Genomic DNA, 12,840 nt, shown 5'->3' with positions numbered 1-12,840 from the left:
TGTGGCGCCTCCGGCCTGCTCCGTGACGAATGCTAACGTCTTGAAAACGCGACAGATTTTGGTGGCGTGAAGCGGGGAGCACGACAGCAGGCCGGAACCCGTGTCACAGCCCTGTGACATGTCTACTGCGGTTCACAGGCTGCCGCGGCGTGACGCGCAGAAAACCCGCGGAAAAGTTCCCGTGTGATGGCTGGGCAGCCCTTGTATTTCAACGGCTTGTCGCCCGGAGAGGCGCGGCTGGCACCGATTATGCGGAAGAAGCGACTGGTTTGGCGGAGCCGCCGGACCGTCGCCTGAGCGCTATCCGATCTCCCGATCGCCGGCTCCCAGACGAAGACGCTGTGAAATCCACCTGGGAGCTTTTTATGAATAAGACCCTTCTTGCGACAGCTGCAGTCCTGGCCTTGGGCTTCAGCGGGGTCGCACTGGCGAATCCCTGCGGCGATAGTGACAAGTCCTGTAATCAAAAGTCCACTACTGGCGCTAACAGCCTGACAGCGACATCAAATTCCACCCAAACAGGGAACTCCGGCCCAACGGCGAACGAGGTTTCCAGCTATTCGAAAGTTTTCCAGAACTCCTTCAACTCCAGCAAGGCAATTGCCATCAGCAAGCTGGAAGGCAGCGTGACCAATATCCGTATCCACGACATCGGCAACACCGTGAAGAACTTGGGCGATGCCAATGGTGGTAGGGGCGGCAAGGGCGGCGCCGGCTATGGTGGCGATGGCTACGGCGGAAACGGCGGCAATGGCGGCAATGGCGGAAATGGCGGCAGTGCTACCAATGGCAGCGCGACCGCCGGCGCAGCCTCCAATGGTGGCTCCTACGCTGGTGATGGCGGCAAGGGCGGCAAGGCCGTGGGCTGGGGCGGCGATGGCGGCAACGCCAAGTCGCGCGGCGGCGGTGCTCTGACTGCCAGCCTGGGTGCAGGCGGCGACGGCGGGTGGGCCAAGGGCAGTGGTGGCGACGCGCTGGCTGGTGCCAAGGGCGGCTCCGGTGGCGACGGTGGCTGGGCCAAGGGCCGCGGCGGCGGCGCGCTGGGCGCGAGCGTAGGCGTGGGTGGCAGCACACACGCCAAGGGTAGCGCAGGCGATGGCAATAGTGCCAATGGCTCCGCAACCACGGGCGCCGGCGGTGCAGGTACGGGCGGTGCCGGCAGCGGTACGGGCGGTGCCGGCAGCGGCACGGGCGGTGCTGGCGCAGCAGGCGGTGCCGGCGCGGCGTCGGCGACCGGCGGCGCGGGCTCGGGTACCGGCGGCGCAGGCGGCGCAGGCACGTCCACGGCCGGTGCGGCCACAGGCGGCGCCTCGACGTCCACTGGCGGTGCTGGCGGCACGCAAACCAGCAATGCAGGTGCAGGCGGTGCTGGCGGCAGCGCCTCCAACGGCGGCTCGTCGACCCAGGCTACCAACGGTAGCGCAACGGCCGGCAACGGTGCGGTTGGCGCAACCGGCGGTGCCGGTGGCGTAGGCAACGGTGGCGTAGGCAACGGTGCGGTTGGCGGTGCGGGTGGTGCGGGCGGCCAGAACAACCTCAACGCCGGTACCTTCAACATGTCGAACACGATGTCTGGCACCGCAGTCAGCGCAGCCGGCATCCTGAACGTCGTGCAGAACTCCGGCATGGCCTCGCTGGCGCAACAGGCTGTCACCGTTCAGGCTAACCTGAGCGTCGGCCGCTAGGCCCTGGAAGGCCGGCGCGTGGCGCGGGTGGGATGGCCCGCCCGCGCGCCGGGCTTACACGGGTAGCAAAGAAGACAACACGTACGGGTATCCGCGGCTGCGCCAGGCCAGTGGTGGACACGTCGCACCGCGGGCTACCCGAACGCAAGCCATGTCAGTCGCCGTCCGCTGAAGGAGATCTCACCATGGGATCGGTCCGCACTACTGTCGGCATCCTGTCGACGGCTATCCTGTTCTGGCCGGGCCTGCATGCCCGCGCAGAACCCCAACAGCCCTCCGGGCCACCAGTCATGGCCGCCGCGGCTGTATCCACACCGCAACCAGCCCAGGAGGAACCTGTGGCACGCAGCCATGCAGGCGGCGCTTTTGCCTCGCTTGGCAAGCCGGTTGGCGAAAACAAGCTGGATTCGCTCCGAGGGGGCGCTGAAGTGGTGGTAAACGACATGCGTCTGCACGGGACGGTTGCCGACAATCGGGCAATCAATTCCCCGACCGGAGACAACGTTATTACCGCCTCGTCGTTCTCCAATGCGATCGGCATCCCGACCGTGATTCAGAACACGGGCTCCAACGTGCTGATACAGACCGGGACCATCGTCAACGTCCAGTTCGCGCCATGAGATTGCGACCGCTGACGGCCTTGCTGGCGTTGATCCTGTTATCCGCCGGCGCGCGCATCGCGTGTGCCGATAGCGCCGTAGTGCCCGACAACACGGGCCACCTCTACAGCGTCAAGGTAACGAGCCTCAAGGAGGCGCGCTTCAAGACCACGATTCGGCAGCAATACGACTTCAGTTGCGGCTCCGCCGCCGTGGCAACCCTGCTGACGTATCAGTACGGCTACCCGGTTAGTGAGCAGGTCGTGTTCCAGGATATGTATGTGAACGGCGACCAGTCCAAGATCCAGCGCGAGGGATTTTCGCTGCTCGACATGAAGCGGTTCCTCGAGTCACGCGGCTTCCTGGCCGACGGCTACGAACTGCCGCTGTCCAAGCTGGAAGAGGCAAAGGTGCCGGCCATCGTGCTGGTGGTGGAAAACGGCTATCACCACTTCGTGGTGGTCAAGGGGGTGCAAGGCAATCGCGTGCTGGTGGGCGATCCCGCCATGGGCACACGCGCCCTGACGCGCGAGCACTTCGAACGCATCTGGGACAGCCAGTTGCTCTTCGTGATTCACAACCGGGAGGAGCTGGCACGTTTCAATCAATATGCCGACTGGCGCGTATCGCCCAGTGGGCCTTACTGGATGGGAGTCAATCGGGACAGCTTGTTTTTCACCGTCATGCCACCGCATGGCGTTCCTGATTTCTAAGGAATAACAATGCGCAAGACATCCTTGAGGCCCCCGCGGACCTCGCGCGTTGCAAACCGGTCCGCTGCCACGGCAATGCTCGTGGGCGCTGGACTGGTCTGCGCGGCGGGTTCGGCCTGGGGCAGCGAGTTGTCAACGGAGGAGGCTGCCGGCGTCTCGGGTCTGACGCTGCCGCCAGCCGCTCGTGCCGGTCCGGATGAACGCCTGGCCCCCCTGATCGAGGGAACGGAGACAATGGCCGGGTGGAAGCCGGTCGACCAGGAAGACCTTGCTGCATTGCGGGGTGGCTTCGACGAGAACGCCTGCCCCGTGGTTGTCTCGGCAGTGCGTGCCCGCGTGACCGGGCAGGCGATGCCGTCCGCCAATGCCGATGCCACCGTGCCTGCCGAAGCGGTCGAAGCGGCCGAAGCGGCCGAAGCGTCCAACGCGCCGGCTGGCAAAGAAACCCCCGCTACCGATGCATACGTGCGGCAGGCGGGCGATGTCGGAGCGGAGACCGGTGCGCCGGCGCCGGCGGATTTGCGTTCCGATGCCACGGAGGCGGTGCCCACGGCCATCCGCCTCGATCAGGTGAGTGCCGTCACGCTGCCGGACCCCAATGTCATTGTCGCCAGTGCGGCGCCGGTCGCGCATGAGCGTCTTGCTGTCATGCGCGGCGGCTTCGATCCCTCGCTGACCCGGTCGACCGGGACGGCCAGCACAGCCATGCCGGTGGATGCCGTCGTCGCCGTGCAACCGGCAAGCGAGGTCGTACGGCCTGCCGCAAGTGCGGCCGCTGACATCCCTCCGGCAGCCCCTGGCGGTCGTGTCGGCCGTATGGCCGCATGGAAGCCCGTCGTCGAGGACCGGCTGGACGAGTTGCGCGGCGGTTTCGATGTGGGCGGATTGCAGGCTTCGTTCGGTATCGAACGCGCCGTGTATATCAACGGTGACCTGGTCGTGGCGACCAGGGTTATGATCCCCGACATCGGCAAGATCACACCGGCGCAGGCAAGCCAGCTGTCGTCAGTGCTGGCCCCGTTGAATGTCAATGGGGCTGCGGGCGCTGCCGGCCAGTTGGCGAATAGTCCCGCGCTGGGCAACGGCAATGGCGCCCTTGTGGTGCAGAGCGGGCTGAACAATGCGTTCGCCGCGGGTGCACAGGTGAATGCGGCACCGACAGTTATACAAAACTCGCTTAACGGCCAGACGATTCAAAGCCTGATGAAGCTGGACGCAGGGGTCAACACCTTGCAGTCGTATCGCTCGGCCGTGGCGACTTCCGCATTGAGCAATACGCTGCTGAATGCGGCCGGAAGGAGGTAGTGCCAGGGTGCCATGGCAGTAGAGCAGGTTGCGGGCTCCTGCAATACCAGTCCGCCGTCCCGGGGGGAGGAAGACGCCATGAAGAACACGTCGCTGCATGGATTCCGGCACGCTGCCGGTTGCTCGACGCTAGTGTTGTTGAGTGGGCTGACGCAGGCCCAGTCGCTGCCCGATGAAGGCCCCACGGCGGCGCGGCTGGATGCACTGAAGAAAGAACTCGCCGCGCAGGCCGCGGCACTTGAATCGATGAAGCGGGCGATGGCCGAGCAGGAAGCCACGATCCGCGAGCTGCGCAGCGTGGTCGGCGCCGAGGCGCTGGCCAGAAAGCGCGGCGGCCAGCGCCCGCCAGGCACCGGACCCGCACCCGGAGAATCCGCGCCGGCCGTGGCGGCTGGCACCTCCGACGCTCCCAACGCTCCCAATTCCGCGGACGCCCCGCAGAACGCCCAGCAGGGCGCGCCCGAGCCGGGCTCCGCGCCCCCGCAAATGGTTGAACCCGCGGTGGCGCAGGCCGGCGAGCAGGAGCCAGTCGGCAAGCCACCTCAGGCCGAGACGCGCCCCCCCGAGATCGCGCCGATCACCGATCAGCCCGGTGTGCTGACCGCGAAAGGCAAGGTCGTGATCGAGCCGGGATTTCAATACGGCTACTCGTCCAGCAACCGCGTCGCCCTGGTGGGCTTCACCGTCATCCCGGCCGTGCTGATCGGGCTGATCGATGTGCGCGAGGTCAAGACGACCTCGTACGTCGGCACGTTCACGATGCGCTACGGCCTGACCGACCGGATGGAGATCGAAGCCAAGGTGCCCTACGTGCACACCTCGGGCTCCACCATCAGCCGCGAGGTGTTCACGGGGACCGCGACCGACAACGTCTTCAACTCCAGCGGCAGCGGCCTGGGGGACGTGGAAGCGACCCTGCGATACCAACTCAACAACGGCAACGAGAGGATGCCGTTCTTCATCGGCTGGCTGCGCTACAAGTCGAATACCGGCAAGGACCCATTCGAGGTGGTCACCGATTGCGTGACGCGCTGCGTCGGCAATACCACGGGCACGGGGCTGCCGCTGGGGCTGCCTACCGGCACCGGCTTCCAGGCGATCCAGCCGGGTGTCACGTGGCTGCTGCCGAGCGATCCCGCGGTGTTCTTCGGCACCTTCAGCTACCTGCATAACTTCGCGCGCGACAACGTCAGCCGCACCGTGTTGAACGGCGAGAAGGAAAACCTCGGCAAGATCGCGCCGGGAGACATCTTTGGCTTCAGCCTGGGCATCGGCCTCTCGCTCAACGAGCATGCCTCGTTCAGTATTGGCTACGACCAGAGCATCATCTGGCCGATCAAGCAGAACGGCCAGACGGTGCCGGGCTCGGTCCGGGTCACGCAGGGCACGCTGCTGGTCGGCTATTCATACCGGTTCAGCCCGCGCTACACGCTTAACGTTTCGGTCGGTGCCGGGCTCACCCGGGACACGCCCGATCTGCAGGTCAATGTGCGCCTGCCAATCACATTCTGATGGGATGGCGGCCGGCCGGGGTGACGCGCGGTCTGCTTGAAACCTGTTGCCGGCGCCGCCGCCTTGCACTCGTGCCACGAACAGAGTAGAAAGAACCTAACCCGTCCCGCAGACGGATGACCCATACCGGGGCGGCCTGACAGAGGAGACAAGTCATGCGCAAACGCATCTTCTGGTTGTTGCCCGACCTGGCGAGCGCCCAACGCACCATGGACGACTTGCTGCTGGCTCGCATCGAGAACAGTCACATCCACTTCGTGGCACGCGACGGTTCCGACATGACCGGATTGCATGAAGCCAACCTGTTCCAGACCTCGGACATCGTCCACGCCGCCGAAATGGGGCTGATGGTGGGCGGTGGCGTCGGGATCGTGGCGGGGGTGGTCGTTGCGATGTTCCCGATTGTCAGCGACACGCCGCAGTGGGGTTTGGTCGGCGTGCTGGCCGTGCTCGGCGCGGTATTTGGCGCATGGGCATCGAGCATGATCGGCAGCTCGGCCCCCAACAGCCGATTACGTGGATTCGAGAAGGACATCGAGGCGGGCAAGCTGCTGCTGATGGTGGATGTGCCGCGCGGCCGGTGCGAGGAGATCGAAGCCCTGCTGCAGAAGGCCCATCCGGAAGCCAGGTTTGCCGGCATGGATCCGGCGGTGCCGGCGTTCCCCTGAGCGCTGGCTGGAGTTGGCCGCGATCGGCCAGGACTGACCCGCCTGTTCTGCTTTTCCCTGACGCGCCCTTGTGGCGCGCTCCGGCGCACGTGCTATCGCGCGCCTTGCTGCGGCCACACCAGGCCATAACCGGAGCCTTCTGGCCACGGTGTGCTGCCGCAGCAACACCCCTCCCCCGCCATGGTTTGAACAAATACCTCCGATGAGGTACCTTCCGAAACGTCGCACGGGCATCTTCCGGACGCTCTGGCGCGGCACGCAGCGGAAAAAAATTACTAGTCACGCGGGCGCTTCTGGAGGGGTCAACAATGAACGCAAGACGATTTGCGTGGGGCATGCTTGCCGCCACGCTGGGGTTTGTCACGCCGATGGCGGCACACGCTGACCCGGGCATCAGCAAGAGCACCATCCGCATCGGCCAGTCGGCCGGCGTCACCGGTCCGGTGGCGGGTTCCGTCAAGGAGCAGATCGCCGGCGCGCAGGTCTACCTGAAGACGATCAATGCCAACGGCGGCGTCGGCGGCCGCCGCATCGAACTGGTGACCTACGACGACGGCTTCGACGCCAAGCGCACGCCGGACAACGTGCGCAAGCTCATCCACGAAGACAAGGTGTTCGCGCTGTTCATGGTGCGCGGCACGCCGCAGAACGAAAGCATCCTGCCGATCATCGCGACGGAGAAGGTGCCGCTGATCGCGCCGCTCACGGGTGCCATCACGCTGCACCGTCCGGTCAATCGCTACGTGTTCAACGTCCGCGCGAAGTACCAGGACGAGGTGGCGCGTGCGATCAACCACCTGGCGACGTCCGGCATGAGCCGGATTGCCATCTTCTACGCCAACGACGGTTTCGGGCAGGATGTGTTCGAAGGCTTCACCACCGCGCTGCAGGCACGCGGCGTGCAGCCAGCGGCGGCGGCGGCGTTCAACCGGCCGATGGGCGACATCAGCCAGGGCGTGGCCAACGTCAACAAGTCCAGCCCGCAGGCCGTGATGGTGATCGGGTCCGGCTCCGAGGCGGCCAGGATCATCAAGGAAATGAAGAAGGCGGGTAGCCAGGCGCAGTTCGTCACGCTCTCCAACAACGCGGCGGATTCCTTTATCAAGGAACTGGCGGACGACGGCCGTGGCCTGATCATCACGCAGGTGGTGCCCGGCATGAACTCCAGCCAGATGAGCATCGCCAGCGAATATCGCAGCATGGCCAAGGCGCAGAACGTGGAGGCCAGCAACGCGGGCATGGAAGGCTTCATGTCGGCCAAGGTGCTGGTGGAAGGCTTGCGCCGCGCCGGGCCGGAGCCCACGCGCGAGAAGCTGATCGCCGCGCTGGAAGGCCTGCGCGACTACGACCTCGGCGGCATCCTGATCAGCTACAGCGCCACGCGCCATACGGGCTCGTCATTCGTGGAAATGTCGATCGTCTCGTCGACGGGCAAGCTGATCCGCTGAGTTGATTCACCGGGCGCAATCGAACCTGGCAAGCGGCCCACCCAAGGGGCCGCCTCACCTTCGGCGGGCGTCTTTCTCGCTGGTGCGCTGCGGTATAGTTGCCGGATGGCAATTCCTACCGCAGCGTCCCCTTCCCCGTTTTCCCTCGCAGGCCGCGTCGCGCTGGTGACCGGTGGCGGGCAGGGCCTTGGCCTGGCGATCGCCGCAGGGCTGGCCGATGCCGCCGCGCACGTGCTGGTCTGTGCGCGCAACGGCCAGCGCGTTGCCGACGCCGTTACGCGACTTGTCGCCCGTGGCGGCAGTGCCGAGGCGATCCCGCTCGACATCACCGACGAGGACGCAGTAACCGAGGCGTTTGCCGGCATCGCGGCGCGTCACGGCCGGCTCGATATTCTCGTCAACAATGCCGGCGCGCGTAACCGGAATTCGATGGCACACCTCGATGCCGGCGACCTGCGCGCGATGCTCGAAACCAACCTCGTCGCGCCCTATGCGCTGTGCCGGCACGCCGCGCAGCTGATGCAGCGCGGCCAGTATGGACGCATCGTCAACGTGACCTCGATCGCCGGGCAGGTGGCGCGCGCCAATGACGTGCTGTATCCCGCGACCAAGGGCGGCCTCGATGCGCTGACGCGGGCCATGGCAGCCGACCTGGGGCGGCAGGGCATCACCGTCAACGCGGTGGCACCGGGCTACTTCGCCACCGAACCCAACCAGTCGATGGTCGCCGACGAGACCGTGGCCGAGTGGCTGCGCAACCGGACCTCGCTGGGCCGGTGGGGCCAGCCGGATGAGGTGGCGGGCGCCGTCGTGTTCCTCGCCTCGCCTGCCGCGTCCTACGTCACGGGCCAGGTGCTGGCGGTCGACGGCGGCTATCTGGGCCATTTCTAGGCCGGGCGACAAGCTCAGGACGATGCCGTCGCCGGCGCGCGGCCCTTTGCGGGCTTGAAGTGCGCGCGCACGCATTCGATCATGGCCACCGCGGCGGCCGAGTCGCTTCGCTCGCGCAGCCGCACCAGGCAGATGTCGCGCACCAGCGATGGCATTTGCATGGGCCGGATCGCCAGCCCCTCGCGGCGAAACTGGAACAAGGCCAGCGCCGGCACCACGGACACACCCAACCCCGCCTCCACCAGCGCCGCCACGGTGGCCAGGTGCTCCACCTCCATCACCCCATGCAGTCTAAGCGGATGCAGCGCCGCATCCAGGTGCTGCCGCACGCTGCTGGTCCGCGATAGCTGGATGAACGGCAACCCCGCCAGCGCCTGTGGCGCGATGCGGCGTCGGTTGGCCAGCGGGTGGTCGGCGGGGCAGACCAGGTGGAAGTTGTCATGCACGAGCGCTTCGACGCGCAGGTCGGCGTCCTGTGCCGGGGCTGGCGCCAGCGCGAAATCCGCTTGCCCGCGACGGACCATATCGATGCAGCCATCGGCGAGCTGGTCGTGGAGCTCCAGCGAGATGCCGGGATAGCGGCGGTGGAAGTCGGCCAGCAATGGCGGCAGGTCGCCTCCGGCCAGCGAGGGCAGCGCGGCGATGGCCACGCGGCCCTTGCGGCGTTCCGCGTGGTCGCGCAAGTCCTCGAAGGCCGCCTCGAAATCCGCGAGCAACCGCCGCGCCACTTCCTCGAAGCGGCGTCCGTCCGCGCTCAGCTCCACGTGCCGCGTGGTGCGTTCGAACAGGCGGATGCCGGCCTGCTCCTCCAGGGTCTGCACCACCGTGCTGAAGGCCGACTGGGACAAATGGCACGCCCGCGCCGCGCGTGTGAAATTGCGGTGCGTGGCCAACGCCACGAAGGCGCGCAGGTGCTTGACCGACAGGTTCGTGATCATGGGGGGGCGCCGTCCTGCGGGGCGGCTTTGATTGATCCAGATTGTCGATAGATTAATCCAAATAATCCGTTTTTTGACTGGAGCGTGGCGACCTAGAATGAGATTGCCGTTATCTCTCCCATGCGAACGCCCATGACCGTCCCCTTGCTGATCGGATCTGGCGCCGGATTTTCCGGCGACCGCATCGACGCCGCCTTGCCCGTGGTGCGTACGCTGATCGCCGCTGGCGGGCCTGCGGCGCTGATTTTCGAGACGTTGGCCGAGCGCACGCTGGCGCTGGCGCAGCTGGCGCGCCGCAGCGACCCCGAGCACGGCTACGAGCCACTGCTGGACCAATTGCTGACGCCGGTGCTGGGGCTGTGCCTGGCCAACGGCATTCCCATCATCGGCAACTTTGGTGCGGCCAATCCGCGCGCCGCGGCTCGCCGCATTGCCGCGCTGGCGGCCGAACTGGGTCTGCCCGCGCCGCGCGTGGCGGTGGTGGAGGGCGATGACCTGTCGCATGACGCGGGTCGCGCCCTGCTGCGAGGCATCGTCGGCGAATCCTTTCCCGAGGCGCGCTTTGTCTGCGCCAACGCCTATATCGGCGCGCGCGGCATTGCCGAGGCGATCCGCGATGGCGCGCAGGTGGTGGTCTGTGGACGCGTGGCCGATCCCGCACTGGCTGTCGGTCCCGCTATGGCACATTTCGACTGGGCGTGGGACGACTGGGATCGCCTCGCGGCGGCCACCATGGCCGGCCACTTGCTGGAGTGCGGCGCCCAGGTCAGCGGCGGCTACTTCGCGGACCCGGGCATGAAGGACGTACCGGATCTGCACGCGGTGGGTTTCCCGATCGCACGACTCGACGCCGATGGCGGCATCGAAATCTTCAAGGCCGCCAACACCGGCGGCTGCGTGGACCTGCGCACGGTGAAAGAGCAGTTGCTGTATGAGGTGCATGATCCCTCGGCCTACCTGACGCCCGACGTGGTGGCCGACATCGGCAATGTGACCGTGGAGCAGATCGGCCCGGACCGCGTGGCGGTGCGCAACATCCGCGGCCACGCGCGGCCAGATCAGCTCAAGGCTAACCTGTTCTACCAGGGCGGATGGTTCGCGGAGGGCGAGATTTCCTACGCCGGCCCCAACGCCGCCGCGCGGGCTCGTCTGGCCGCAGACATCCTTCTGAAGCGGATGCAGGGGCTCGGTCACGATGTGCCGATTCGCTTCGACCTGATCGGCGTGTTGAGCGTATTCGCCGACGATGGCGGCGCAATGCTGGCCGCGCCGCAACCGGGCGAGGCCGATGCCCGGGACGTGCGTCTGCGCGCCGCGCTGGCGCACGAGGACAAGGCGGTGGCCCAGGCGCTGCTACGCGAAGTCAATGCGCTCTATACCTGTGGCCCGGCCGGCGGCGGCGGCGTGCGCACCGCGCTGCGCACACGGCTCAATGCGATGTCGTGCCTCGTGCCGCGCGACGCCGTATCGCCCGGCCACACCTTGATTGCCTGACCGAATGCCCGAGGACGCCATGACCGACATCGCGCCGCTATACCAGTTTGCCCATGGCCGCACCGGCGACAAGGGTGACCGCTCCAACATCAGCGTGATTGCCTATGACGCACGCGACTTCGACCACCTGGTCGCGCACGTCACCGAAGACGCCGTGCGCGCGCTGTTCGCCCATCGCCGGCCACGGGCGGTCACGCGCTATGTCGTGCCGTCGATCCAGGCCATGAATTTCGTTATCGACGGCGTGCTGGATGGCGGCGTCAACGATGCACTCAATCTCGACACGCACGGCAAGGCGCTTGCGTTCCTGCTGCTGGGCATGACGATTCCCCTGCCTACCCGGCTTGCCGGCGGCACCCCCTGATTGCCGGGCCATTTCACTCTCACAACGATCAACGATTCCAGGAGACAACGATGTACGGATTCCGCAGGCCGCTCGCCATCGCCGCCCTTGCCACGTTCGCGTGCCTTGCCTTGCCCGCCGGCAGCGCGTGGGCCGAGTATCCAGACAAGCCGATTCGCTTTGTCGTGCCGTTTGCGGCCGGCAGCGCGACGGACCAGCTGGCGCGTGCCATCGGCCAGGCGGTGACGCTGGACACCAAGGTCACGGTGGTGGTGGACAACAAGCCGGGCGCAAATGGGTTCATCGCGGCCAGTGACGTCGCCAAGGCAAGCCCGGATGGCTATACGGTGCTGATCACCACCAACACCACGCATGCGGCCAACGAGCATCTGTTCAAGAAGCTGCCGTACGACCCGGTGAAGGACTACACGCCCGTTACGGCGCTGGGTCGTGGGGGCCAGATCATGGTGGTCAACCCGCAATTGCCGGCGAAGACGGTGGGCGAGTTCATCGCGCTGGCCAAGAAGGACCCGGGCAAGCTGAGCTTCGGCAGCGGCAGCTCGTCGTCGCGTATTGCCGGCGAACTGTTCCAGCAGATGGCCCACGTGCAGCTGCTGCACGTGCCGTACAAGAGCAATCCGCTGGCGATCACCGACCTGCTGGGCAACCAGATCCAGATGATGATCACGGACACCGCCACCGGCCTGCCGCAGGTCAAGACGGGCAAGCTGCGCGCGCTGGGCGTGTCGGGCAAGTCGCGTTCCCCGCTGGCTCCGGATGTGCCGACGATCGACGAATCGGGCGTGAAGGGTTACGAGATGAGCTACTGGTTCGCGGCGTATGCGCCGGCCAACACGCCAGCGGCTGTCGTCAACAAGCTCAACCAGATGCTGGTGAAGGCGGCGAAGAGCGATACCGCTGCCAACTTCTACCAGTCCACCGGCACCGAGGTGTTCACCAGCACGCCTGCCGAACTGGCGAAATTCCAGGGACAGGAATCGGCCAAATGGGGTCGCATCATCAAGGCGGCGAATATTCAGCCCGAGTAAATCGCAGTCCAGCTTGTTACGCATGAATGGAAAAAGGAGCACCACGGTGAACTGCACCCCAAAAGTTGGACATACATCCAACCTTTGGGGTGTTTTTCATGACGAAGTACGATGAGGCGTTCAAACGCCAAGTGGTCCAGGAGTATTTGTCCGGCTTTGGAGGGGTCATGTCGCTGAGTCGGAAGCACAGTATCA

At 66.1% G+C, this 12,840-nt stretch carries 12 protein-coding genes; 11 read left to right on the top strand and 1 reads right to left on the bottom strand.

Annotated elements, in window-relative coordinates; all coding sequences use genetic code 11:
* The first annotated feature begins 626 nt into the window (after window positions 1-626).
* The 8 genes from AC1DOX_RS24370 to AC1DOX_RS24335 all read left to right on the top strand — a co-directional run bounded on the left by AC1DOX_RS24370 (window position 627) and on the right by AC1DOX_RS24335 (window position 8,821).
* Complete coding sequence (locus AC1DOX_RS24370) at window positions 627-1,685, top strand: hypothetical protein (RefSeq protein WP_477101535.1); 1,059 nt, start codon at window positions 627-629, stop codon at window positions 1,683-1,685.
* Between the two features lie 185 nt (window positions 1,686-1,870).
* Window positions 1,871-2,305 carry a hypothetical protein gene (locus AC1DOX_RS24365; RefSeq protein WP_441624544.1) on the top strand — a complete coding sequence of 145 codons (435 nt, stop codon included), beginning with the start codon at window positions 1,871-1,873 and terminating at the stop codon, window positions 2,303-2,305.
* Window positions 2,302-2,997: a C39 family peptidase gene (locus tag AC1DOX_RS24360; RefSeq protein WP_441624545.1), complete on the top strand. Its 696-nt coding sequence runs from the start codon at window positions 2,302-2,304 to the stop codon at window positions 2,995-2,997. The genes AC1DOX_RS24365 and AC1DOX_RS24360 overlap by 4 nt, the downstream gene beginning before the upstream one ends.
* A gap of 81 nt (window positions 2,998-3,078) precedes the next feature.
* Window positions 3,079-4,302 (top strand): hypothetical protein, encoded by a 1,224-nt coding sequence (locus AC1DOX_RS24355; protein ID WP_441624546.1) that lies wholly within the window; start codon window positions 3,079-3,081, stop codon window positions 4,300-4,302.
* A 78-nt stretch (window positions 4,303-4,380) separates the two neighbouring features.
* Entirely contained in the window at window positions 4,381-5,814 is a 1,434-nt protein-coding gene (locus tag AC1DOX_RS24350; RefSeq protein ID WP_441624547.1) for a coiled-coil domain-containing protein, read from the top strand.
* Between the two features lie 155 nt (window positions 5,815-5,969).
* Window positions 5,970-6,482: a DUF1269 domain-containing protein gene (locus AC1DOX_RS24345; protein WP_092139323.1), complete on the top strand. Its 513-nt coding sequence runs from the start codon at window positions 5,970-5,972 to the stop codon at window positions 6,480-6,482.
* 308 nt (window positions 6,483-6,790) lie between these two features.
* Entirely contained in the window at window positions 6,791-7,930 is a 1,140-nt protein-coding gene (locus AC1DOX_RS24340) for an ABC transporter substrate-binding protein (RefSeq protein WP_441624548.1), read from the top strand.
* 105 nt (window positions 7,931-8,035) lie between these two features.
* A complete protein-coding gene (locus AC1DOX_RS24335) occupies window positions 8,036-8,821 on the top strand; it encodes an SDR family oxidoreductase (RefSeq protein WP_441624549.1) in 786 nt (261 codons plus the stop codon).
* 14 nt (window positions 8,822-8,835) lie between these two features.
* On the opposite strand, the gene AC1DOX_RS24330 is transcribed toward AC1DOX_RS24335, so the two are convergent.
* Window positions 8,836-9,759 (bottom strand): LysR family transcriptional regulator, encoded by a 924-nt coding sequence (locus tag AC1DOX_RS24330; protein WP_092139317.1) that lies wholly within the window; start codon window positions 9,757-9,759, stop codon window positions 8,836-8,838.
* Window positions 9,760-9,891: 132 nt separating this feature from the next.
* On the opposite strand from AC1DOX_RS24330, the gene AC1DOX_RS24325 reads away from it, so the two are divergent.
* The 3 genes from AC1DOX_RS24325 to AC1DOX_RS24315 are packed head-to-tail and all read left to right on the top strand — an operon-like array spanning window position 9,892 to window position 12,645.
* Window positions 9,892-11,253, top strand: a complete 1,362-nt coding sequence (locus AC1DOX_RS24325; RefSeq protein WP_441624550.1) for an acyclic terpene utilization AtuA family protein — start codon at window positions 9,892-9,894, stop codon at window positions 11,251-11,253.
* Window positions 11,254-11,272: 19 nt separating this feature from the next.
* Window positions 11,273-11,617: an AtuA-related protein gene (locus AC1DOX_RS24320; RefSeq protein ID WP_441624551.1), complete on the top strand. Its 345-nt coding sequence runs from the start codon at window positions 11,273-11,275 to the stop codon at window positions 11,615-11,617.
* Between the two features lie 50 nt (window positions 11,618-11,667).
* Entirely contained in the window at window positions 11,668-12,645 is a 978-nt protein-coding gene (locus AC1DOX_RS24315; RefSeq protein WP_092139313.1) for a Bug family tripartite tricarboxylate transporter substrate binding protein, read from the top strand.
* Window positions 12,646-12,840: the final 195 nt, after the last annotated feature.

The organism is Cupriavidus sp. 01L415 (assembly GCF_056400065.1).
This window is presented reverse-complemented; position numbering and strand designations above follow the sequence as displayed.

Excerpts from the sequence above, each read along its gene's own strand:
- AC1DOX_RS24360 (WP_441624545.1), top strand. The coding sequence starts at position 2,302 with ATGAGATTGCGACCGCTGACGGCCTTGCTGGCGTTGATCCTGTTATCC.
- AC1DOX_RS24335 (WP_441624549.1), top strand. The coding sequence starts at position 8,036 with ATGGCAATTCCTACCGCAGCGTCCCCTTCCCCGTTTTCCCTCGCAGGC.
- AC1DOX_RS24340 (WP_441624548.1), top strand. The coding sequence starts at position 6,791 with ATGAACGCAAGACGATTTGCGTGGGGCATGCTTGCCGCCACGCTGGGG.
- AC1DOX_RS24350 (WP_441624547.1), top strand. The coding sequence starts at position 4,381 with ATGAAGAACACGTCGCTGCATGGATTCCGGCACGCTGCCGGTTGCTCG.
- AC1DOX_RS24325 (WP_441624550.1), top strand. The coding sequence starts at position 9,892 with ATGACCGTCCCCTTGCTGATCGGATCTGGCGCCGGATTTTCCGGCGAC.
- AC1DOX_RS24345 (WP_092139323.1), top strand. The coding sequence starts at position 5,970 with ATGCGCAAACGCATCTTCTGGTTGTTGCCCGACCTGGCGAGCGCCCAA.
- AC1DOX_RS24330 (WP_092139317.1), bottom strand. The coding sequence starts at position 9,759 with ATGATCACGAACCTGTCGGTCAAGCACCTGCGCGCCTTCGTGGCGTTG.
- AC1DOX_RS24315 (WP_092139313.1), top strand. The coding sequence starts at position 11,668 with ATGTACGGATTCCGCAGGCCGCTCGCCATCGCCGCCCTTGCCACGTTC.
- AC1DOX_RS24365 (WP_441624544.1), top strand. The coding sequence starts at position 1,871 with ATGGGATCGGTCCGCACTACTGTCGGCATCCTGTCGACGGCTATCCTG.
- AC1DOX_RS24320 (WP_441624551.1), top strand. The coding sequence starts at position 11,273 with ATGACCGACATCGCGCCGCTATACCAGTTTGCCCATGGCCGCACCGGC.